Source organism: Wolbachia endosymbiont of Oedothorax gibbosus, assembly GCF_936270145.1.
Classification (GTDB): Bacteria; Pseudomonadota; Alphaproteobacteria; order Rickettsiales; family Anaplasmataceae; genus Wolbachia.
Genome location: NZ_OW370537.1, coordinates 775931 through 797150, shown reverse-complemented (window position 1 = coordinate 797150; position 21220 = coordinate 775931). Strand labels below are relative to the sequence as shown.

The window sequence follows — 21220 nt, the reverse complement described above, 5'->3', positions numbered from 1 at the left end:
CGCTATATAGGAGGACTTTACCCATGCTATCTAGTTGGCAACTTTTTGCCATCTTGCCATCTTACTATTTCTTTAAGCTATTGATTTTCTTGTGTTTTTATCAATTTTAAGTTGGCAAGATGGCAAATTCTTAAGTCTGCCAACTTACCATCTTGCCAACTTACTATACTATTTTGCCATCTTGTTTTGTAGAATTATGTATCACCCAAACGTCTGGATTTTCAACTGGTAAGGTTACTCCGTTATTTGGTGAAAGATAATAATCTGGCTTTACCAGCACATGTTGATTTTCAGAAATTTTTAACTCCATGTCTTTAACACATAAATAGCCGTACTTTGATTTAGTCCTTGATACTTTATATCCAAGAGCTTCCTTAAAGAACTTTATATGGCCAAGAGCTGCAAGATGGCTAATCCTTTCACGAATGCTACGTTCACTTCCAAGGCCTAGTTTTCCCTCAAAATACTTAGCAAAGTGTGCCGCGGTGTAAGTTTCACCTTTATATGCTTCATTAGCAATTAACTCTAAAATAATGTCATGTCTTCTTGAGCGTTCCAAATCAAGTTTTCGATTATAATTATCTTTTACTACTCTTCCAGAATCAAAGGTTACATCATGCTGCATAAATGACCCGTTGTGCCAATACAATGAAATTTTATCTTGTTCAGATGCAGAATAATTAGATTTCATGCGGCAAAGAACACGATCATCAGGGCAAGTACTAGCCTTGTATTTGTAATTTCCTTTCACAATCATAAAAAACCCTTATCCTCTCAAGGAAACTTTCCTTTTCTTGTTCTTGAATGTCCTGTAATTGTTTATTATCTATATAAGATTTTCCCTCCAGAGCTTTCAGTTGTTTTTCAGCAATTGATAGGGGAAATTCGCATTTAACCGTCTTAAACATAGAAAGCATGTCGTAATTGAAAATTGCTCGAATCAGCCAATACTGCCAAAGCTGGCAACACCCTGGACCAAGGAGAATTTGCACTAACTTTGGATCACAATTGTTAATTGCTATTTTTAATTTTTTTTCAAGATCTTCGTCTAGATTATCTAGAAAACCCATATACACCTCCTAGCCTAAAAAGTATAACATATGAAAATAATATGGTAAGAATATGAGAATTATTTCGTATGTCAAGTTTTTTTTACTTCAGAATATTAAATAAGTTATTCCTAATCTTAAAAAGCAACTAGAAATGGGAATTAATTTGGAAAAGTGTTAAAAAAAAAGCACATAAATCTTCAAAGAAATATATCTTTAGGTACTACAACAAATCTGTTTACTGACTATTTTAATTCTTTTCGAAAACGCAAGAAACTATCATTGCTAGTATATGTCTAAAATATGATGAAAATAGACTAACACGTTGAACTTCAGGTTACTTAAAGCTTTTGCATATGTTAATCATTTGAATTAAGATTGAGGACACGCTGGTGATTTGTTGTACCAAGTACCACATAACACACTCTTAACAGCAATAGACGTACTTATATCAGGATCATTTTGTTTTTCTTCACTAACTCTCTCACAAAATTTTCCAATACCATAACCTACTAATGCACCAACTACTGCAGCTACAAGAAACACCGCAACAGCACCAACAGGAGTTAAAGTAGTGGCTCCTGCAAAGTATGCTATGCTCAAACCTAAAAATAAACCTATTACCTTTCCACCACAAGCATAGTATTTGCTATTGTTCTTATGACTCCCTACTAGTGGCCGCTTATTATATATTTTACAACCTGTAAGTTTAGCTTCTAACTTCTTTATAACTTCATCATTGATATGGTCTTCAAAGTCAAGGTATTCTAGCTTTGTAAGCTTGCCACAGGTAAAAGCTTTTGCTCCATCATTGCTAATGTTGTTATCTTTTAATTTAAGAGATTTAAGACTCACAAGATTACCATTAGCTAAAACTTTTGCACCTCTATCACCAATCTTATTATTACTTAAATCAAGTCGAATAAGATTTATAAGATTACCTTCAGCTAATCCTTTTGCACCTTCAGCAGCACCAATATTGTTAGACGACAGATTAAGTAAAGTTAGTTTCGTAAGATTACCGTTAGCTAAAGCTTTTGCACCTTTACCGCCAATTTCGTTATTTGATAACATAAGTGATTCAAGACTTGTAAGGTTACCGTTAGATAGAGCTTTTGTGCCTTCATCACCAATCTTGTTATTTTGTAAATTAAGTCTAGTAAGCTTTGTAAGCTTGCCTTCGGCCAGCCCTTTTGCACCATAAGTGTTGAAAGTAACACAAAAAAGACATAAAGAACTATTATTGCAAGAAAATGGAGGCAATAATGGATCAAATAGAAAGAGTACTAAATTTAATAAAAGATGAGGATTTAGAAAGGCTAGGAAAATTAAGTGAAGTAGATAAATGTAATACTAAATTGTTGGGCAAGATTATATTTAAAGGTCTAATGAAGTTAATATTAATGGGGCAAAAAACAAGCCTAAGAGCGCTAGAAATGGTAATAAACAGGTGTATAATGGATAAGAATAGCGATAAAAGTACAGTAACATACAGTGGTTTGTCAAAAAGGTTAAAAGTTATAAATCCAGAATATTTTAAGGGAGTATATATTGATTTGATGAGCAAGATTAAAAAGCTATTACCCCAAAAAACATCAAATAACTTACATAAGTTTGATTCGACGATCATAAATTTATCGGGATATCTCATAAAAGATGGGCTGAAAATAGGCGGTAAAAGTAACGATAGTCAAGTTAAAGTGAGTGTAGGATTAAAGGATCAATTGCCGACAAGTATAAGATTTTGTAAAGGACAAGAAGAAAGTAGTGAAGATATAGCATTAGTGAGAGCAATTAATGAAGCTAAAGTTGAAAAAGAGGATATTTTATTATTTGATAGAGGAATCAGAAAAGTTGGAACTTTTGCCGAATTTGATGAAAAGGAGTACAAATTTATCACAAGAGTTAAAGTAGGAAGAAAACATGATGTTATAAGCAGGAACAAAGTTATAGGAGAACAAAAATCGGATGGATCAGAGATTTTAGAAGATATAATAGTTAATCTTTATCGTGCACGAGGTAAAGTGGCAGAAAAGCATGATCTACGGCTAATAAAAATCAGAAATAAAATTGGAGATGAAATATGGTTTTTGACAAACTTGTTTGAAATGCCAGCTTATGAAGTAACAGAGCTATATAGGCGCAGATGGGATATAGAAGTGTTCTTTAAATTTATAAAGCAAAATCTTGGATATAAGCACTTTTTAAGCCATACTATGAATGGCATGAAGGTGTATATTTACATGATTATTATTACGGCTTTGTTATTTCTTGTTTATAAAATCAAAAATAATCTACATGGGTTCAAAATAGCATTACTGCAATTCACATTGGATCTAAATGACTCTTTTATACGTTCGATTGTTTTACTGTCGGGAGGTAATTTACATGCCGTCAATCACCTTATATCACGCCATTTTTGATACTTTCAACACTTATGCCTTTTGCACCTTCAGCACCAATATTGTTACTTTGTAAATCAAGTTCAGTAAGGTTTGTAAGATTAGCTAAAGCTTTTGCACCTTCAGCACCAATCTTATTCCATCCTAAATCAAGTTTAGTAAGGTTTGTAAGATTAGCTAAAGCTTTTGCACCTTCAGCACCAATCTTATTCCATCCTAAATCAAGTTTAGTAAGGTTTGTAAGATTAGCTAAAGCTTTTGCACCTTCATCACCAATATTGTTGTATGATAAATCAAGTTCAGTAAGGTTTGTAAGATTGGCTAATTCTTTTGCACCTTCATTGCCAATCTCTGCCCCGTGCAAGCTAACTTTTGTAATGTCTGTCCTATTTTGTAAAAAGCTTACTAGTTCACTTATGTTTTCGGCGCAATGATAATAAAGGACACTGTCCCTAACATGTTCATTAAAATCCATTTCTTCTCTTTACTAAAATTATCATATAAATATTTTAGCCAGTATTTCAGTAGTTGTCAATTATATAAAAACTTATAGAAAATGCTAGACTCTGTAGCGTCGTAAAATTTTTAAATATTTACTCTTTCAAAAACATAAAATAGTACCTACCTTCGTGAGAATAATTTAAATAAAATTGGTGTTGTGAAAGTAAAAGACGTAAAATTATTGCAACAAAATTAGGCGAGTTATTTCATATCCAAATGTGACCAAAGTAGGCTAGTATAGCTGGTTTTAGGATATAGCAGAATTATTATAAAGAAAAGTTCGAACGGTACACTTGATAGACCAACCCATCCCAAAACGAACACTTCTCACGCTTACTGGTTTTGGGCGCTGGAAATGGTTATATTATTTAAGTTTTTAGTATTATATATTGCTAAATTAGTGATAATTCACTTAAGGAGAAATGAAGATTTTTTGCCTTAATCCTTTTCTTAAATAAAAAGTCGTGGTAAATTCGAGGCATTGAATGTTTTAGGGAGTGTGGTATGTTATCAGTTGAAGATATTGCAGTAGTAAAAATTGCTATTGAAATATGTAATAATCCGGAGCTAAAGAGGGAAATACTTTGTGCACCTGGGTCAGATTATGACATAAATAAAGGAAGTTACGAGTATGGTAGCAAGAAACAGTGGAATGAAATAGTAGAGAAAAAAGCAACAGTAATACTAGAAAATTTAGGTATAGCAAAGCAACTGCAGGAAAAAGTAATGGGCATTGTGTTCTCAGTTGGGATAAGAATGCTAACTTGGGCAGAATATCATGAAGGTACTCTTGGGTTTTCACGTGAATACAGTGTTAATTTTTTAAATAGTTCTTTTTTTACACAACGTGGGATAATCGATAATAAAAAAGCAGCAGAAGAGTTAATAAAGGACGGGGGCTTAAGCATTAAACAGAAATATAAGTTAGCTTGCCTTTATTGTCTTACAGATCATATTCCTGCTTTATACAGGCAAATAACGAAGGAGGAGTTTTATGATACTGAGAGACCTCAAAGGATCAGGCAATCAGAGTTAGTAAAATTTTGGTCTTATCATCTAATGGGTGAGATAGATAAACTCAAGGGAGAAAAAACTCTAGATCAATATAGACTGGAAAAAGCCGTAGAGAGTGGAAGTAAAGCAGCAGTTGAATATTGTTTAGAGAAGACAAATTTAAGGAGAAAAAAGGATGCTATAGTGGATGCTGCAGTGGAAGCAGTTAAGTGTAGAGTTAAAGCAGGGCCATATACCGAAAAAGATTGGGTTGTTTTTCGAAATCAGAGATATAAAGATAGTGAGGAATCATGGGTGCCAAGCGATTACTATGTGGACATCTTGTCTTTTCTTTTATCAAAGATGGGAGAGGATCAACAGATAGAGTTTTTGAAGAAAGATATTAGGGGTGTTGATTATAAAAGAGAATCCTTTGGAGACAAAAAGCGTTCCAGAGTATTAGAATATTTTTTAAATTGGCCATACCAAGATTACTTTATGAAGACAGCAGGACTGATGTTGGAATTTCTGCCAGAAAGGGATTACGCTGTTCTGTTACTAAGGATTTGTGACAAGATTGAGTCTAAAGAGGAACATTTAAAGTATGGTGAAGGGAAAAGCTACGATTATAGAGGGCTTTTAAGGGAATTTTGGTGCCAAAGTCCCGAGCGTTACAAGAGGTATGTTTTTAGTAATCAGGAAGTAGCTTATAAAACTGACAGAGTAGTTAGAGTTAAAGCAGGTGTAGGGTTATTAATTGAGTTACTTACCTTAAAAAATTTCACTTATGAAGATAGAGAAAATATTAAGCTGATTTTAGCCAGTGCAACCGGTAAAGAGAAAGAAAATATTCTCTCTTCTGAAGAGTGGAGAAAAGTCTGTATTGGGCAGATGAAAGAAGAGAAATGGGAAACACTGAATGGGTTTGTACTAAACTGTTCTTTATCCAAAGAGGAGGAAGATAAGTTTAAGAGGGAATTGAGCTTTACAAAAGAAGCAAAGCGTATCTGCATTGATTTTATAAAAAATGATAAATGGAATACAGCTGAGTCATTTATAAAGTGGAGTTCTTTACCTGAAGGAGAGATAAATAAACTGAAGAAAGAAATGATTTATTCTGAGGACGGGAGGCGTGCATGTGTGTACCTAATTTCATCTGATAAAAAAGTAAAAGCTGTTGATCAGTTTATCAGGTGGTGTTTTCCTTCTGAAGAAGAAGTAAAAGCATTTAAGAAAGAGTTAGTTTTTAGTGATCATGGAACTGGTAAATGCGCAAGCTTAGTAAAAGCAGATCAACTAGAACTTGTTGATGAGTTTATCAATTTTTGCCTTTCTTCTGAAGGAGAGATTAGAGAATTAAAGAAAAAGGTGGCCTATAGATTTGGAAGTTCAGTTTGTGAAGAATTAATATCAGACAGTGAGGGAGAAGAGATCTATGATAATCGAGGTTATGATGTGATTGGCACAAGGATTATATTTAAAGGAGGTAAATGGGAAGAAGTTGAGAAGTTTTTAACTTGGTGTTTCTCATCTGAAGAGGAAATAAATGATTTTAAGAAAAATGTATTACTCAAAGAGTCTGGTAAAGAAATTCATTTTAAATTGATTGAATCCAATCAATGGGAAGAAGCTGAAAGGTTTTTTGCTTGGCTTGGGTTATCTGCTGAAGAAATAAAAGAATTGAAGAAAGAAACCCTTTTTCATTATGGTGCAGCTAGTGAGATGTTCAGTGAACTGATGTATAGTGAAGAAGGTGATGAAGAATTTGTTGATTACGGAAGTAAACAAGAAGCAATTGAACTACTTTTAAGGTGGTACTTAACAGATAAAGAAACAGTTCTTGAGTTTAATGATCACTTTAAGCAATGGTATAATAGTGAAGAGATAACTCAGGAAGAAAGAGATGTTCTTAAAAATTTTGATTTGATGATAGAACAACATTTGAATGATTTAGATGAAGAACAAAGGGGAGTAAAAAGAAAATCTGAAGCTTTTTCCCCCAGCAAAAGGCTCTGCAATTTAAAGCTTGAAAATAGAGGAGCAGAATATGGTAAGTGAGATAGTAACTTTGTTCATTGGCGGTGAGGGAATAGAGAGAGAGGATTTTCGAAGGGGATTTCAAAGGGTATTGAATAGAGTGCCACGAAGAGGGTCAACAACTAAACCAGAGTTTTTTTCTTATTTCTTTCTTGGAGCAGCTTTAACACTTCCATATACCAAGTTAAATGATGAAATTGATATTCAGGCTTCATCTGTAAAAATAACCAGTAAGGAAACAATAAAGCTAGCTTTTAGAATTGAAGAGGATGGAAAGACAAAATTGGTGTTTAGGACTATTGCTGCTGTTAAGAAAATTCAAGGTGAGCAACATCTAACTATAGATGAATTGAAAGAGGCATTAGGAAGTTTGGATTTAACTCAAGAGGAATTGAGTGACTGCGAAGTCAAAGGAGAAATAGTCCATATTAAAGATGGAAAAGTAAATCTAAAAACATTGGAGGTGATAGGGAAAGGAGAATTAAATTCAAAAACACTTAAAGAAGTAATTGGAGATCATGGTACTTTGCCAGAGTTTGACCCAGGAAAGGCAAAATTCAAAAAGGTGAAAGATGGCATTATAGAGAAAGGTAGTTTGAATAATGCGTTAGAGCAATTCTCTCAAGGAAGTTTAGGAGTGGGTTCAGGTGAAAAATTATCCCCTAGCTCTAAGGGTGCAGGAGCTTTTTTTGAAAACTTAGCACAGGTATATAGGTCAGAAAGGGTACTTGAGTCAGACGATGAAGATGCTGCAAAGAGGAAGTTAGGATTAAGTGATTATGAAGCACCGATACATGGGCTCGTGTATGGTACACTAGCAATGAATTTTAGGTATGAGTATGCACTTCGTATTCGTCCTGAACAAGCAGCCGGTAAAGGATTTGTAGATTTAGTTGTTGGTTCAAATGGTCGTGAATTTCGTGTTGAGCTCAAAGGGCATAAGAACACAGCTCAAAATGCAAAGCTTCAATCAGAAAAGCAGGGTTACGATAAAGCACCAATAATATTTAGTTTTGGAGAAGAACAGAAAGCTAAATCTGTAACTATGGTATTCGCAAATCTGTGTTTAGATCCAAGTTTAGGTGGATTACTGGTAGAGAAATTACCATTACCACCTAAGCCTGAAGGGTTGATAGAATTATTCAATAAACATAGTGGTGAGAGTTTAAAAGAAAAACTAAAAGAAAAGCTCAATTATTTATATTACTCAATTTCTGATTCAAATGGTGGCGGTGAAAATACTAATTATTTAAGTAGATTAGTTTTAGGTGAGTCGCTTACTGACGATACACTAGAAAAACGTGTTTTCATCTATGAAGGAAATCATATAAAACCTGGGAGTGCAGAGCATGATACGAGAAGTGGGAAAGCGCCTGAAGATGTTACTATTCCAATGAATAAAGTGATAAGTACATTTGTATTAAAAGTGAAAGGTGATAAATATGTTATTTTAAATATAATAGAAGGTGAAGATTTTAGGATAGAGAAGAGCATCCCATTGAATGGGCTAGGTATTGACCTTAGTAAGTGCACACAAGTTAACATCAAAGTGAACCCAAAAGCAAATGGTGGATTTGAAGTGGAAAGTGATCCAGGGAAATCTTATTACCAAGGCATAGAAATAGGTGAAGTTACTAACTTTGAAAATAAATATAAAGGCGAATTTAAAACAATTGAGTATGTAAGTTTACAAGATATAACAGATATAACGCAAGTACGAGGCTTTCAAGAAGCTTTATTTCCTCTGAGAAAATTAATAACGTTAGAGAATCATTTTCAGGCAATACTGCAAGGTTTGCTTTCTGTACAAAAAGGTGTAGAGGTGTTGACAGAGCCTAACTATTCCAGCAGAGGAAAACCAGACTTGATGGTATCATATGATGGTAAGACAGGTGTAGTAGAAGTAAAGCTTGCTTCTACAGAACGAGATATTGAAAGAAAGAGAAAAGAAGGCGAAACTCAGCTTGAGGCTCGAGGAGATGGCCTTGAGGTATATACTAAGGAAGAAAAAGTTACAGCAACGGTTTTGGTCATTTGTCCTAGCGCAGGAGACAAAAATAAATTTATTACGCATTTTAGAGCAGAGGACCTGACTGTTGGACATTCATCAAGAGGTTCCAGTGATGGGGAGCCTCCTCCTAAGAAACACTGTTCAGGTGAAAGGAGAAAAAGAAGTATAGGCATGACATGCGTAGACTCACTTGATGAAGAAAGTCTTGAAGAGCAACAAAGGAAAGAAGAACTGGTTAAAGAACTATTTGATACTGATGAGATTAAGAAAAGAATAGAGAACATAGAACTTTATGATCAGCTTTTTAAGGTTTCTGATGAGATTTCCAAAGAAGTAACCATCAATGAAGATACCCGAAAAGCATTGATGGAGAAGATTAAAGATATAGACCTAAATTCGATAGATCCAGAGATTAAAGAGATTGTGGGAGAGATTAAAAGAAATCTAATCAAAGGGATAACAAATGAAGGATTAAAGACTATTCTGGGAGAATTTGGAATAGCAGAAAGGATAGTAAGAGTAGCAGAGGGTGAAGGCCTTTATCGTACGGCATTTTTGACAAAAGAAAACAGGTTTCAAGAACAAATTAACAGAATTACCAGTAATCCAGAAGCGATGAATCACCTAGGTAGAATAAGCAAAATATCTGGCTGGACTACGCAAGGGATGATGTATAAAAACCTTATAGGTGATATCTTAAGTGGCGATTTAGAAGGAGTAGCAATCAACTTGGGGTTCATAGCAGGCAGTCCATTGCTAAGTAAAATGGCTGAAGCAGCATCTGTTGGAGGGTTAAAATTAGTATCAGAAGGAAAGGTGTTTTTAGGTCGAACCTTGGGAATGGCATCGCCTTTTCTTGCACGTACAGCTTCAGCTTTTGTAGTATATGATTTAGTGAATCAAATCAAAAAGCTTAAAGCTGGTGATAAAGATGCTCTGGTTGTCGTTATAGGGGATAGCATTTATTTAAGCGTTGATGTTGTAGAAATCGGTATAGAACTTGCTGATACCAACCCTCATAAATAACTAGACAAATAATTCACAGAGCAAATGGTTTTGATCGAACTTTCCGTAATATCTCGAATAAATTCAGATACAGCATTTTCAAGTAATTTAATAGAGTCATACATCTTGTTCTTTATTATATTTTCCTTTAAATGTTGCCAAAATCTTTCCACAGGATTGAGCTCAGGCGAGTACGGCGGCAAATAAATTATGGTGATATTTTCAGGAGTTTTTAAACCTTTAGACCTATGCCAACTTGCGCAATCCATGATAAGAAAAGCTTCTCTAGTCCCCAAATCTTTCGACATCTGCTCCAAAAATATGTTCATGCAATCTGTGTTTACATGTGGAGCAAGTAGGCTAATATCCTCTCCATTCCTGGGATTTACAGCGCTGTAAAGATAGAAGTTTTCTCTTCCGATTTTTACTTTAACTTGTGTTCTTGAGCCCTTTTTAAAACCCCAGTTGCGGATTAATCAATATAGTAAAATCTAGAAATACAGGGCTTTTTAGGCTTCATGGAATATGAAACTAATGTGGAAAAGACGTGCACCAAGAAATTTATTGGAGACCTGTGCCTTGAATGCTCAAGCTCAAGTCTGTCTTTTAGGTAGCCAAAAACTGTTTCAATAATCGACCTTTTTCTTAAAAAAATCTTTTCTTCAAGTAGCATTAATGTGTTTTTCATACCTTTTTTTACTTTGGTAACGAGTTTTAGTCCTCTATCGAAGAGTTTTGCAAAGAGCTCTTTCTTTATATAGCCCTTATCACCAAACAAAAGACCAGTCAGTTTTTCAGTTAATTTTGGTACTGGTTTTCTGTCGTCAACGTTACCTTTAGTAAGTGTAACTCCTTGAATTTCACCTTTTTCATTAATTACCATATGCAATTTAAAACCAAAAAACCAGCCATATGTAGTCTTTCCAAGCTTTGCCAATCCTTTGAAAACTTTGTTTCTTGAGATTCTTTTTGGATGGCAAACAGCGATAGATGTTGCATCTATGTACGAAATCCCTGTCATTTTCGACTGCTCACATAGCCATTGCAAAAGTAATGCTAAATACCATAAAACCCTCGGTTTTAGCCTAATAAATCTACTATATGTTGGCAAATTTTGAAACTCAGATCCATATAGTGCTTTCAAATAATATGTATAGAAAGATTTAAAGTCCTCACATCTAGATTGTTGATAAAGTAAAATTATAGTAAGAATTTCAGAATGCGTAATCTCTGGCGTTCTGGTAGGTTTTTTACTGTTTGGCAGGAGTTTTTCTGCGAAATTTTTGTTTATAGCCTTGCAAAAATCGTCTACAAAGCAAAATAATTCTGTTACATTTTTATTCATGGGTAACCTCTCTACTTTTTGATAATATGTTTCCGGAGTTTACCCTATTTCCCTATCTTTTTCACTGACTTCTAATCCGCAACTGGGGTTTTTAAACCATCCATGTCCAACTTTTGAGTGCGTTCCAAATCTCGATTCATCGAAAAAAAACCTCCTTTTTCCGGTTCTTTTCCACAATTTCATTGAGATTTTTTTTGAACTCCTCTTGTTTGTTTTTGTCTTGTTTATAATGTGCTGGACGAGGTGTGATATATGTAAATCCTAGCTTCTTCATAAGCCTTCTCGCCGTTGACTCACTTACTTTGATAGCTAACATTCCTTCAACTATACCTTGCAATTTTTTAGCAGTCAGATTTGCCCCATCTTCTTCTATTACCTCTCTTATTTTTTCCTTCTTCTCCTCGTTCAGTTTTGGTTTAGGTCCTCGCCCTGGCTGTATTGCAAACCCAATAACACCTTTTTCTTTAAATCTTGCAATCCATTTCATTAATGTCGTTCTCGTAATTCTATATATTTTAGCAACTTTTGAGATACCATACTCCTTTGCTGATATTATTGCTTGTAACCTTCTTCCTATCTCTCCTCTTATTCCATATTTTTTTAATTCTAACTTGCATTGATTATATAGTTCTTCTCCTATTGCTTTACTTTTTCCTGCCATAAACTACATATTTATTCTTTCTAGCCTCAATTATTTGTAGTTTTTACTATTTGTCTATCTATTAGTGGAGATTGGTATGAGGTTGCTGAAGTATTAGAAGGAGTTTCATCTGTTACTGGTCCAATTGGAGCTGCAATAGGAGTTATCGTCTTTGTTGGTACCGATATTTACTTAGCTATAAGAACAGTTGAAAAAGAGGATAAAATTATTCACTTAACAGGTTGGGAAAGATTTAAGGAGGGAGGGCGTGCATTTTTTCATATTCCACCTGAACAATATATAGAAGAATTAATTGAAGAAAAGGAGGTCAATAATCAATTGGTTAAAAGTGCTATTGAATTATTAAAAAATAATACTAATATTCAGAGGTATGTTTTTCCTACCGGGAAGTCAATCGTAGATTCTTGCCGCACTATTGAACAACGAAGAGAACTCTGTGGTGAGGGAGGTCGAATAAATGGCACATGCACAATGGGCACGGGAATATATGAGTCTTATAAGCGTGAAGAATGTGACACTAAAATTCAGCTAAATTTGGAAAGTTCTGTTAATTTTAATGGGAAAATAGATATCTTTCCTAGTAGAGTAAGTCCTGATAATCCAGAAGAAGGGGAGTTATTTTGCTTGCAACCGAATACTGCGAATCGTTGTGATTCGATAATTGTGTTTGGCGAGTCTTTGAGCGATTGTCAATTGAGTAACGCTTACCGTTGTGATAGTGCAATAGGTGTATCCTATACGAAGGATAGAACAGGAAATTATACTTTAATTGCTTTAGGAAAAGGTGGAGATGAAGCAACAGGATTTCAGGATAGTCCTAATATTTTCTTAGTTGAGGAAGGAGGTAAGAGGTTTTTTGGTGGAAATAAAGATGATATGTTTGTTTTACGTGGTAGTAAAGTTACTGGTGTGTTACATGGAGGAGTTGGAAGTAACACTATAGATTTAGGCGGATTTGCTCTGGAATCAGAATCTTTATTAGTTGATTTATTTCGTATAGGTGATCTGAACTGGGAGAATATAAATAATATTCTAGGAAGAGAAGGTAGAAAGGATGTTATAAATTGTAGCTCTGACATAAAGTATATTGATGGCCGTGGTGGAAAAGATAAAAATGCACAGGATATTGTATATGTGGGTCCCAATGCGTACTCGCACAATGATGAAGTAAAAATAGCAATCAAGCCCTATACTACTATAGACAACTTCTATTCGCAAGGAAAATTCACTTACATCATTCATCAAGGAAAAGGAGGGGCATCAATTAATCTTGATAGATCACCAGGTAAGCATAGTTTCTTATTTAATTATACTGTTCAAAACATTAAGGCTATTAGTTTTTCTGGGATGACTGCAGAGTTTACTTTCTTATCGTCCTCAAATCTTAATAAAATATCTATATTTTCTAAAAGCGCAGAGGTTCATTATGCATTAAGGGATGGTACTGAAATAAGGGTAGACAATAAAGGTAATTCGTATGCACTGCAAAATACCGACAAGCCGATTGATGAAATTATAAGAGATTATCCAGCTATAGCAAATAGGCTAAATATGACTATTGCTGTGCAATCTCATAATGAGTCTATCATTATTGGGAATGGAAAGCATGAAGTGCTTTATAACGATCCTAAGTATAATAGTCACTTAATTGGAAATGGAGGTGAAAACATATACGTAATTGCTCCAGCTCAAAAGGAGATAAATATCTATGATGTTGATGAGGAAAGTTCTATAGATACAGTAGATTTGCGTGATGTAGTGAAAGGAATAAGGGGCGTTTTGAGTACAAAGGACAATTCATTAGCGGTTTCCCAAGATGAAGATGATTTACTGATTGAATTGGAATTAACTCAATTGGAAGCGAAAATATTAAGAGATTCTTTAGTGAAAGTTCCAGTAGTAAGATTAAAAAACGGCACACAGTGGTATCAAAAGCTTCATGTTATTCTAAATAATGCACCTATGCAACTCGAGCGTACTGACAATCACTGGAAAGTAACACCAATACCTTTAACTTTTAATGATAATACTAAAATTGCTGCTATAACGGCCAAAGATATAGAGGGAAGGCATAGATTAATTGTAGATAAGCAAGTAGGGGAGTATATTTTCTCTCGTTTAAGAGATGACTTGATGATAGTCAGCGACCCTAATTTAGGAGAAGGCAACGCCTTTATCATGTTACTGAGTGATTTCTATCAAGAACCAAAAATGGAGATATTATCTATTGAGTTCAAAGATACAATAATATTGTTACAAGAGAAAACGAAGGAAATTAACGAAGCAGTAGTTTTTTGCCCTAGAATTTTACAAATAAATGAAAAGTTTAGTGTGAACAGTAGTGATATGCTAAGTCATTATGATTGTCTCAAGTTTAACTCAGATAAAATACTTCTTTCAAGATTAAACAACAGTTTATTACTATTATCAGATAAAGGAACAGTATTAATATCAGATTATGTTTATGGGAAGTGGAATTTACCAATAGAGTTAAATAATAGTATTATAAAACCAGGAGAATTTAGAGAAAGAGCTGATAATCCTAGTTCTTTTAAATATTATCAGCCAGATGAAGAAGGATTACAGATTTACCATAATCAACCTAATAACAAGAATGATATTGGTTTAATTGACTTCAAAGATAAGTCTATATTAGATTTTGAGGTAAAAGTTGTTAAAAATAGTTTAGTGCTGTCACATAGAAACAATACTATTGTAAAAGTAGAAAACTGGAATAATTATCCTCCAGCGAGGAAAATGGCGTTTGCTTTTAACGATACAGTTTTGTATAACGCAAAGTGTATAGTTTCCAATTGTGATCCAAAAGATATCGTAGAAGAATTTAAAAAAGAGAAGGCAAAGCTTGTAAAAGATAGCACACGAAGACATAGGCGTCATCATATAAGACATGAGCATAATCATAGAGGACATCGTAACCATCGCTTACCTATTAAAGAAGTTACAAGTGGTGCTGCAAGATCATCTTCATGGATAAATGTTTTTGCTAATAGTATTGTAGATGCTGTTAAAGGTGTTTCTCGGTTTATCTCTTCTCCCTTCAAGCCAGCTATAGATATGCAACCTTCTAAAGCTATGACAACTCAAAGCATTGATACAAATGGTACACTGCTATTGCTAGATGTATTCATAAGGAAAATTACAGGTCAAAAGTACGTCTCTACAGCAGATCAGCCTACAATATCTTTACAAGAAGCGGAGTGTCATGCATCAGATATTATAAATGGATTTGAAAAAGTATTGAAGGAAACAGCAGTTAAGTCAGGAATATCAGTAACAAATTTAAATTTTGATCCTATAAAACCACAATCAGCTATAGTTGGACAACTAAGAAATGGGAAATTTTCAGAAATATCGAAAATCTTGTATTCGTCTGCAAAACAAGCGTGCCCAGAGTGTAAGCAAACCAAGAGATTTCTGGGCCGTTTGGAGACATGTATAGAAGGATTTTTAGATAAGAAAGAACTTTCTTCTATAGGTCAAAAACTTAGAATTGAAGAAGTAAAACAAATACGTAAACAGGAATTATGTAGCAGTGCTAATTTTATAACTGATAATCTTACTACCGTTTCTCTTGCTAACACTAGTCGGTCAGAGAGTCAGTTACCAGAGAAAACAGATGATAAACCTAGAACCTGTTTAAACGATCCAACAGTGAACAAGCAGCTACAAAGATCACTGTGATATTTCTTCCTGAAGTTGCTCTATTTCAGCTTTAGGAAGGCCAGTAGATTCAGCTATCAAGTCGATAGATACGCCAGCTTTAAGTAGGTTTTTTGCGACTTCAATTTTTTCTTCTTTTCGACCCTCTTCTCTGCCTTTTTCATGTCCGATGAGGATGCCTTCATGAAGTTTTTCTTCAAGGGTAGATAAATAATCATCGGTACGTTTCTTAGCTTGATCATAAGCAAGACGTTCTTCTTTACTCCAATTATATTGGTTTAACTCATCATAAGCCTTACCAATAATGACATCACTTCCTATTATTTTTTTTAGATCCTCTTCGCTCGTTTCATCTGCGTGCTTAAAAAAATAGATCCATTTTTCAACAATATTTTCTAATTGATCTTCTTTTGTTTTGTTAAACTTTGGTAGCTCTATAAAAGTGAAACTAAAGTCTTTGAGATCATGTTCAAAGGTCATCTTATCAAAAGTAACGTGATCAGACTTATAAGCCAGCTTATTAGGAAATAGGATAAAATCAGCAATAGCAATAAAGATAACCCCTTTAAGATCATGATACTGGTCACCTACATCAGCTTGACTTGAATAAGCTTTGGCAGCGTAGTATTGGGCACGTTTCTCAAAGCCTCTTGTTTTAGCGACTTGCATCTCAATTATTGTTTTTATGCCTGTAGAATCAACACAGAGAACATCAACAATGCTTTGCTTTTGAGAGGCAATGACAGGGTCTTGAATGGGACTGAGAAAGGAGACATCTTTAATCTTATTGTCATCAGTAAGATCTAATATATCATTAAGGAAGTGAATAAGAATGTCTTTATTCCTCTCAGTACCAAATATTCTCTTAAATGCATAATCATTTCGCACATTGAGAAATTTCGAAAGAGCCATAGCAAGGGTACCTAAAAAGCATTAACAATTATACACAATTCTGAAGAAATATTCAACTCTTTTGTGTTTAAATCTTATTTTTTTAAACTTTGGGTATGTTAGAGAAAAAAACGACTGTCAGAGATCATCTTAGAATAGCATCCTCTGCTTTAGACGTCCACTTGTACATCTTTGACAACCTCTTCTGTAAAGCACCTTATAAGCCCAGGAGATGGATGTCATGAATTTGGAGCTGTAGAAGATACCCTTTTTAACGCTTTTTGGTGCAAGAGGCTAATCTTCATAAAAGTACGAGCGCTCAATTACGATTATCGTATTGTAAAATATTCGAAAAATACTATCAATATTTTTGATAGTAAAATGTATATTAAGTTATAATATACATAGAAGCTCTGTATGACTTAATAGCGTGGGCATTTTAGTTTTGGTAGGTCTATCGGATGATAATATGTTAGCAAAATTTCTATCTAAAGCTTCCAAGCAGCTAAAGGAGCATTGTGCATTATTAAGCAGCGAGGAAAAACAAAGTCTGTATAACGAAGTACTAAATGAAGTCAAAAGTACACCTAGAGATTCAAGGGAAGGTATAGACCAGCTAAAGAAGTTGAGTAAAGTGGCTGTTGCAATAGAAGAAACTATTGATAGTAAATTACTAGAAGAGTTTAATGATGATCATCCATTAAGAGAAGTTAATATTGCAATCTATTCTCCTGAAGAAGCTAAGAACTACTTATTTAGTCTCAGTGATTCATCAGAACTGTATGATTTGAAAGAGGATAGAGAAAAAGCAATTTATCAGGCGATCAAATCAAACGATAGAGAGTTAGTAAAACATCTGCTAATGATTCTTGTGGCAGGTGATATAGAGATTGAGTTTTTTAAGGAATTAGAGATATTGCTGTCGGAAGCATATGAAGAATTAAAGGAGAACTTATCGCAGGATATGAAAAATTATCTAGAAAAAAATATAAGTTTAAAACGTTTTGTGTGTAGTAATGTTAACATATTAGTAGCCGAGCCTACTGATGTACGAGCAATGATCAACCTATTTATAGTTCAATCTGGTGCGAATTATAAAATAGATGAATTGTTGCTGATTAAAATAGCAGAAGGCTTAGAAGAAGGAGAATTACTATCACAAATAAATCAGATGATAGAGACGCTGAAAAAACATGAAAGGTTTGTAGAATTGGAATACAAGGTAAAAAGGTTAAAATCAGAACTAGCAAGTGGAGAGAGCAAATATTCGGCTGAGGTTATAAATTTTAGTATAAAAGAACGAGAAAGAGAAATGAGAGAGATTGGAGATAAAAGCGACCAGGTAATAAGAGAAAGGGAGAAATTATTATCGAGGTTAAGCAATAATTCTAATAGAAGACATTAGTGTGCGAATTGGCAGAAAGCCTAAGCTACAAAGTTAGGCAAGAGATAAGAAATCGTAGATTAAGGCTGGGATATACTCAAAAGGATTTAGCAAGTAAAATTGGTACAAAATATCAGGTAATACTACAATATGAAAAAGGAACACGCAGAATTTCAATTAAAAAATTATATGAGTTAGCAGAAGCATTATCAACAACTGCTAGAGATCTAGCTTGCGGACAAGAAGTATCAAAAAGGTATGAGGAAGAAGAGATAGTAAGAAGACATAAAGAAATTAAGGATCAAGAATTACGCGAAACGTTTTACTTATTAACCAGATTCATCCGTATTAGTGAGGAAAGAAGCGGAAAAGCGGTGAAAATAGAAGTAGCAAGGGGTTTAGTTAAGGCAGGAGTTTCTGCTCACGTTATCTCTCGAACAACCAATTTATCTATTAGTGAATATGAAGAGAAGAAGATTTCTATTCCGTATAAAGTAGGGCAAAGGATAAAAGAGTGGAGGTTGAGACGAGAGTATACCCAAGAAGATTTAGCAAACAAAGTCGGCATAACAAATCAAAGGATATACGAATATGAACAAGGGCGAGCTGCCGTTTCACTTGAAACATTAGATGAAATAGCAAAGGTATTATCAATCAGTATCATAGATCTACTTCCCGAATCAACAGAAGATGAAAATAGCGAAGTTGGGTTATCAAATTTGATAGAAGAATACAAAAAGATAGAGAGTCAGGAGTTACGAGATGTGCTGATCAAATCTTTGTTTGAAGGCATACATGTTTGTAATGAAAAGATTAGAGAAGCAAAGAAGGTTGAAGTTGCAAGGAATTTAATCAAAGAAGGAATTTCTGTTGATATTATCTCGCAAACGACTGGCCATAAGTTTTAAGTAAGATCTTTTATATTTCCATAAAAAATAAACAAAAAAATTGAAAAATTGATTTGACTTCACCCGAAAGCTATGGCTTTATGCCAATACTGTTAAAAAATAGCAGTAAACATTTAAAAATAATTTATTATTAGTGAAGGATATATTATATGAATAATAACAATAAAAGTAAAGATCGTAGAGAAGAAATAGAGTTCAGAGCATTGGTAAGCAAAGGACATGCTTTACTAGATCGTGAAATAATAGAAACGTTTCTGAGTGGAGCGCATGATGGGGTCGAAGCTAGCATTATTGCTGAAAGGCTAATGGATCGTTTTAAAGGAATAGGAAGGATTTCAAGTCTGGAAATAGATGACCTGAAAACTATAGAAGGGGTAACCGACTCTACAGTTACAGCAATTTTATGTCTTAAGGAAGCTTTAAAGAGGGTGCCGAGAGAAGAGTTAAAGAAAGGACCAGTAATAGGTGGTAACTTAGAAAAGCTCGTAGAATATTTAAAGGCATGTATAGGGCACTTAGAAAAGGAATGTACAATAATAATATATTTGGATCAAAAGTTCCATTTAATAGGGGAAACAGTGTATGTTGGTAAAAAGGATAGTGTACCTATTTGCATACATGAAGTGGCAAGAAAAGCAATAATAGAAAAAGCAAAGTTAATGATAATGTCGCACAACCACCCATGCGGAAGTTTAAGGCCATCTGATGAGGATCTAGCTGTAACTAAAAAATTGGCTGAAGCCTGTAAGACTATAGAGATTAGGTTATATGACCACATTATCGTTACAAGTAAAAGCTATCTTAGTCTGAAGAAAGAAGGACTGTTATAGTCCGAAAAGAAGAGCTGCTCAAAGGTAATTTGAAGTAAAAATTCGTTATTGGGAAGTGCTGAGCAGCTTTTTGATGTCTCAAAAGTCGTTCTTTTGAATGCAGGAAAATATTTGCAAACACATTAATTACCCTTATAATTAATGAGAAAGCATACATCTAGTTAACAATAAAGTAATAAAGCTAGTTGTAAACTTAGAAAGTATTTTAAATAGCGGAGGCTAGTATGAGTAAGAAAAAAGTTACAGTAGTTCGTAAAGATCAAAAAGGAAAGAACCGTAAGTTCAACATAGATCTCAGCGTATTACCAGAAGACGTGTTGAGTGCTCTTGAAGGTATAAGTTGTAATAATATACAGCAACTTAAGAGCAAGGAGCCTATGCCTTCCCCTCGTGACAACCGTGAAAAGCCAATCAACTTTGGGAAAGGACTTGATTATGTATATGGCACAAAACCTTTAAGTAATCAAGAAGATTATCCAGATGGTTTAAATCCATTTGCTTCAGGTTTACAAAAAATAAAGCCAAGTTCGAGTGAAAATAAGGAATTGAGCTGGTGTAAAAGTGCAGTGGTAACGGCAAAAAACCCAAAAGAACTGTACGAAGTTGTAGGCAAAGTAATAAATGCTGGAGCAAGGTTAAATGCATGTAATGAGGGAGAATGGAGTGTTGCCGAGTACGTGATATTGGGCACATATTTTCACAAGTGCAAAAAGGGTGATCTGAAAAAGGTAATGTGTGAATTAATGCTAAAGGGAGCAGAGTTTCATGACAATCTGTTGCAGAATAAACTTATAGGTGAAACTTATAACGAACTGCAAAAAGAGGTTCAACCACAGCTAGAAAAGCAACGTGAAGAACTGAAAAAAGTCGGTGAAAATGCTCTTCACAAAGGAACCGTAATAGATGTGGAAAGGGATAATGAAACATATTTTATGGAACTTTCTGCAGATAGTGAAGTAGAGGTTGCAAAAGTAGTAGAAGGTGCAAGAAATTTAGGTCTGAACAAAGGATACGTAAAATCTGGAAGTCATATCCTGAAAATGGGCGGTAGCGAAATTGAAGTTAAAAACGAGAAAGGAGGTGCAAGAAATTATGTTGATGTATCCGATAATAGCGTTTTTGAGGTGACATTTCCAACAAGCATTGGTGGACTAAGAATTGTATTGTGCCATAAAGCAGATCAAGTACAGGTAAGAGTAGCAGATACAGAAATGTGGGCTGAACTACAGAGAAGAGGCGAAGTAGTGGGAAAAGGTTGCCTATTTGGAGGAATGACAGTGAAAGAAGCTGTAGAAAGAGGAAGTTTCACGAGGTGTGGAATCTGGAGTGAAAAGCAGGCCACAAAAGAAATAAAGGAGGTAAGTGAAACATTGTCTTCGTCTTCATGGGTAGATAGGACACGTAGAGGTAGTGAAGCAATCTCTAGAAAATAGTTAAACAATTGGAGAGAGGGGAGATTTTTCTCTCTTCTCTCTGCTTACAACGGTTACTCAGAAAGAGTGGAGGTTTTTAATAAGAGGTG

General features: G+C 34.4%; 16 protein-coding genes and 1 pseudogene. 8 read left to right on the top strand and 9 right to left on the bottom strand.

The annotated features are described in order from the left end of the window. Positions 1-163 precede the first annotated feature (163 nt). The 3 genes from NBW37_RS03865 to NBW37_RS03855 form a co-directional block, all read right to left on the bottom strand. Positions 164-751, bottom strand: a complete 588-nt coding sequence (locus NBW37_RS03865) for a hypothetical protein (RefSeq protein WP_250295823.1) — start codon at positions 749-751, stop codon at positions 164-166. After that, positions 723-1070 carry a hypothetical protein gene (locus NBW37_RS03860; RefSeq protein ID WP_250295822.1) on the bottom strand — a complete coding sequence of 116 codons (348 nt, stop codon included), beginning with the start codon at positions 1068-1070 and terminating at the stop codon, positions 723-725. Before NBW37_RS03860 ends, NBW37_RS03865 begins: the two co-directional genes overlap by 29 nt. A gap of 351 nt (positions 1071-1421) precedes the next feature. Beyond that, positions 1422-2312, bottom strand: coding sequence for a leucine-rich repeat domain-containing protein (locus NBW37_RS03855; RefSeq protein WP_256466253.1), 891 nt, complete (start codon positions 2310-2312; stop codon positions 1422-1424). On the opposite strand from NBW37_RS03855, the gene NBW37_RS03845 reads away from it, so the two are divergent. Then, on the top strand, positions 2303-3472 hold the full coding sequence (locus tag NBW37_RS03845; protein WP_250295821.1) for an IS4 family transposase: 1170 nt from the start codon (positions 2303-2305) through the stop codon (positions 3470-3472). The two genes, NBW37_RS03855 and NBW37_RS03845, sit on opposite strands and share 10 nt — an antisense overlap. On the opposite strand, the gene NBW37_RS03840 is transcribed toward NBW37_RS03845, so the two are convergent. Then, positions 3453-3926 carry a leucine-rich repeat domain-containing protein gene (locus NBW37_RS03840; protein WP_250295820.1) on the bottom strand — a complete coding sequence of 158 codons (474 nt, stop codon included), beginning with the start codon at positions 3924-3926 and terminating at the stop codon, positions 3453-3455. The two genes, NBW37_RS03845 and NBW37_RS03840, sit on opposite strands and share 20 nt — an antisense overlap. 530 nt (positions 3927-4456) lie before the next feature. Between NBW37_RS03840 and NBW37_RS03835 the strand changes: the two genes are divergently transcribed. Both NBW37_RS03835 and NBW37_RS03830 read left to right on the top strand, forming a co-directional pair. Continuing rightward, entirely contained in the window at positions 4457-7003 is a 2547-nt protein-coding gene (locus NBW37_RS03835; RefSeq protein ID WP_250295819.1) for a hypothetical protein, read from the top strand. Beyond that, on the top strand, positions 6993-10019 hold the full coding sequence (locus NBW37_RS03830; RefSeq protein ID WP_250295818.1) for a PD-(D/E)XK nuclease domain-containing protein: 3027 nt from the start codon (positions 6993-6995) through the stop codon (positions 10017-10019). The genes NBW37_RS03835 and NBW37_RS03830 overlap by 11 nt, the downstream gene beginning before the upstream one ends. Here the strand turns inward: NBW37_RS03830 and NBW37_RS03825 are convergent. The 4 genes and pseudogenes from NBW37_RS03825 to NBW37_RS03810 all read right to left on the bottom strand — a co-directional run. Then, positions 10010-10456, bottom strand: a pseudogene (locus NBW37_RS03825) (IS630 family transposase); the annotation flags it as partial. The gene NBW37_RS03830 and the pseudogene NBW37_RS03825 sit on opposite strands and share 10 nt — an antisense overlap. Before the next feature lie 14 nt (positions 10457-10470). Beyond that, entirely contained in the window at positions 10471-11343 is an 873-nt protein-coding gene (locus NBW37_RS03820; protein WP_250295817.1) for an IS982 family transposase, read from the bottom strand. Positions 11344-11382: 39 nt separating this feature from the next. After that, on the bottom strand, positions 11383-11526 hold the full coding sequence (locus NBW37_RS03815; protein WP_250295816.1) for a hypothetical protein: 144 nt from the start codon (positions 11524-11526) through the stop codon (positions 11383-11385). Beyond that, positions 11480-12004, bottom strand: coding sequence for a helix-turn-helix domain-containing protein (locus NBW37_RS03810; protein ID WP_250295815.1), 525 nt, complete (start codon positions 12002-12004; stop codon positions 11480-11482). The genes NBW37_RS03815 and NBW37_RS03810 overlap by 47 nt, the downstream gene beginning before the upstream one ends. Positions 12005-12322: 318 nt before the next feature. Here NBW37_RS03810 and NBW37_RS03805 point away from each other — a divergent pair, with 318 nt between their 5' ends. Further along, entirely contained in the window at positions 12323-15706 is a 3384-nt protein-coding gene (locus NBW37_RS03805; RefSeq protein ID WP_250295814.1) for a hypothetical protein, read from the top strand. Here NBW37_RS03805 and NBW37_RS03800 read toward each other — a convergent pair. Next, positions 15698-16597 (bottom strand): Rpn family recombination-promoting nuclease/putative transposase, encoded by a 900-nt coding sequence (locus NBW37_RS03800; RefSeq protein WP_250295813.1) that lies wholly within the window; start codon positions 16595-16597, stop codon positions 15698-15700. The two genes, NBW37_RS03805 and NBW37_RS03800, sit on opposite strands and share 9 nt — an antisense overlap. Before the next feature lie 424 nt (positions 16598-17021). Between NBW37_RS03800 and NBW37_RS03795 the strand changes: the two genes are divergently transcribed. The 4 genes from NBW37_RS03795 (at position 17022) to NBW37_RS03780 (ending at position 21131) form a co-directional block, all read left to right on the top strand. Next, complete coding sequence (locus tag NBW37_RS03795; protein WP_250295812.1) at positions 17022-17981, top strand: hypothetical protein; 960 nt, start codon at positions 17022-17024, stop codon at positions 17979-17981. Between the two features lie 8 nt (positions 17982-17989). After that, entirely contained in the window at positions 17990-18868 is an 879-nt protein-coding gene (gene wmk, locus NBW37_RS03790; RefSeq protein ID WP_250295811.1) for a WO male-killing family protein Wmk, read from the top strand. 149 nt (positions 18869-19017) lie between these two features. Next, a complete protein-coding gene (locus tag NBW37_RS03785; RefSeq protein ID WP_250295810.1) occupies positions 19018-19698 on the top strand; it encodes a JAB domain-containing protein in 681 nt (226 codons plus the stop codon). 224 nt (positions 19699-19922) lie between these two features. Continuing rightward, positions 19923-21131: a hypothetical protein gene (locus NBW37_RS03780; RefSeq protein ID WP_250295809.1), complete on the top strand. Its 1209-nt coding sequence runs from the start codon at positions 19923-19925 to the stop codon at positions 21129-21131. Positions 21132-21220: the final 89 nt, after the last annotated feature.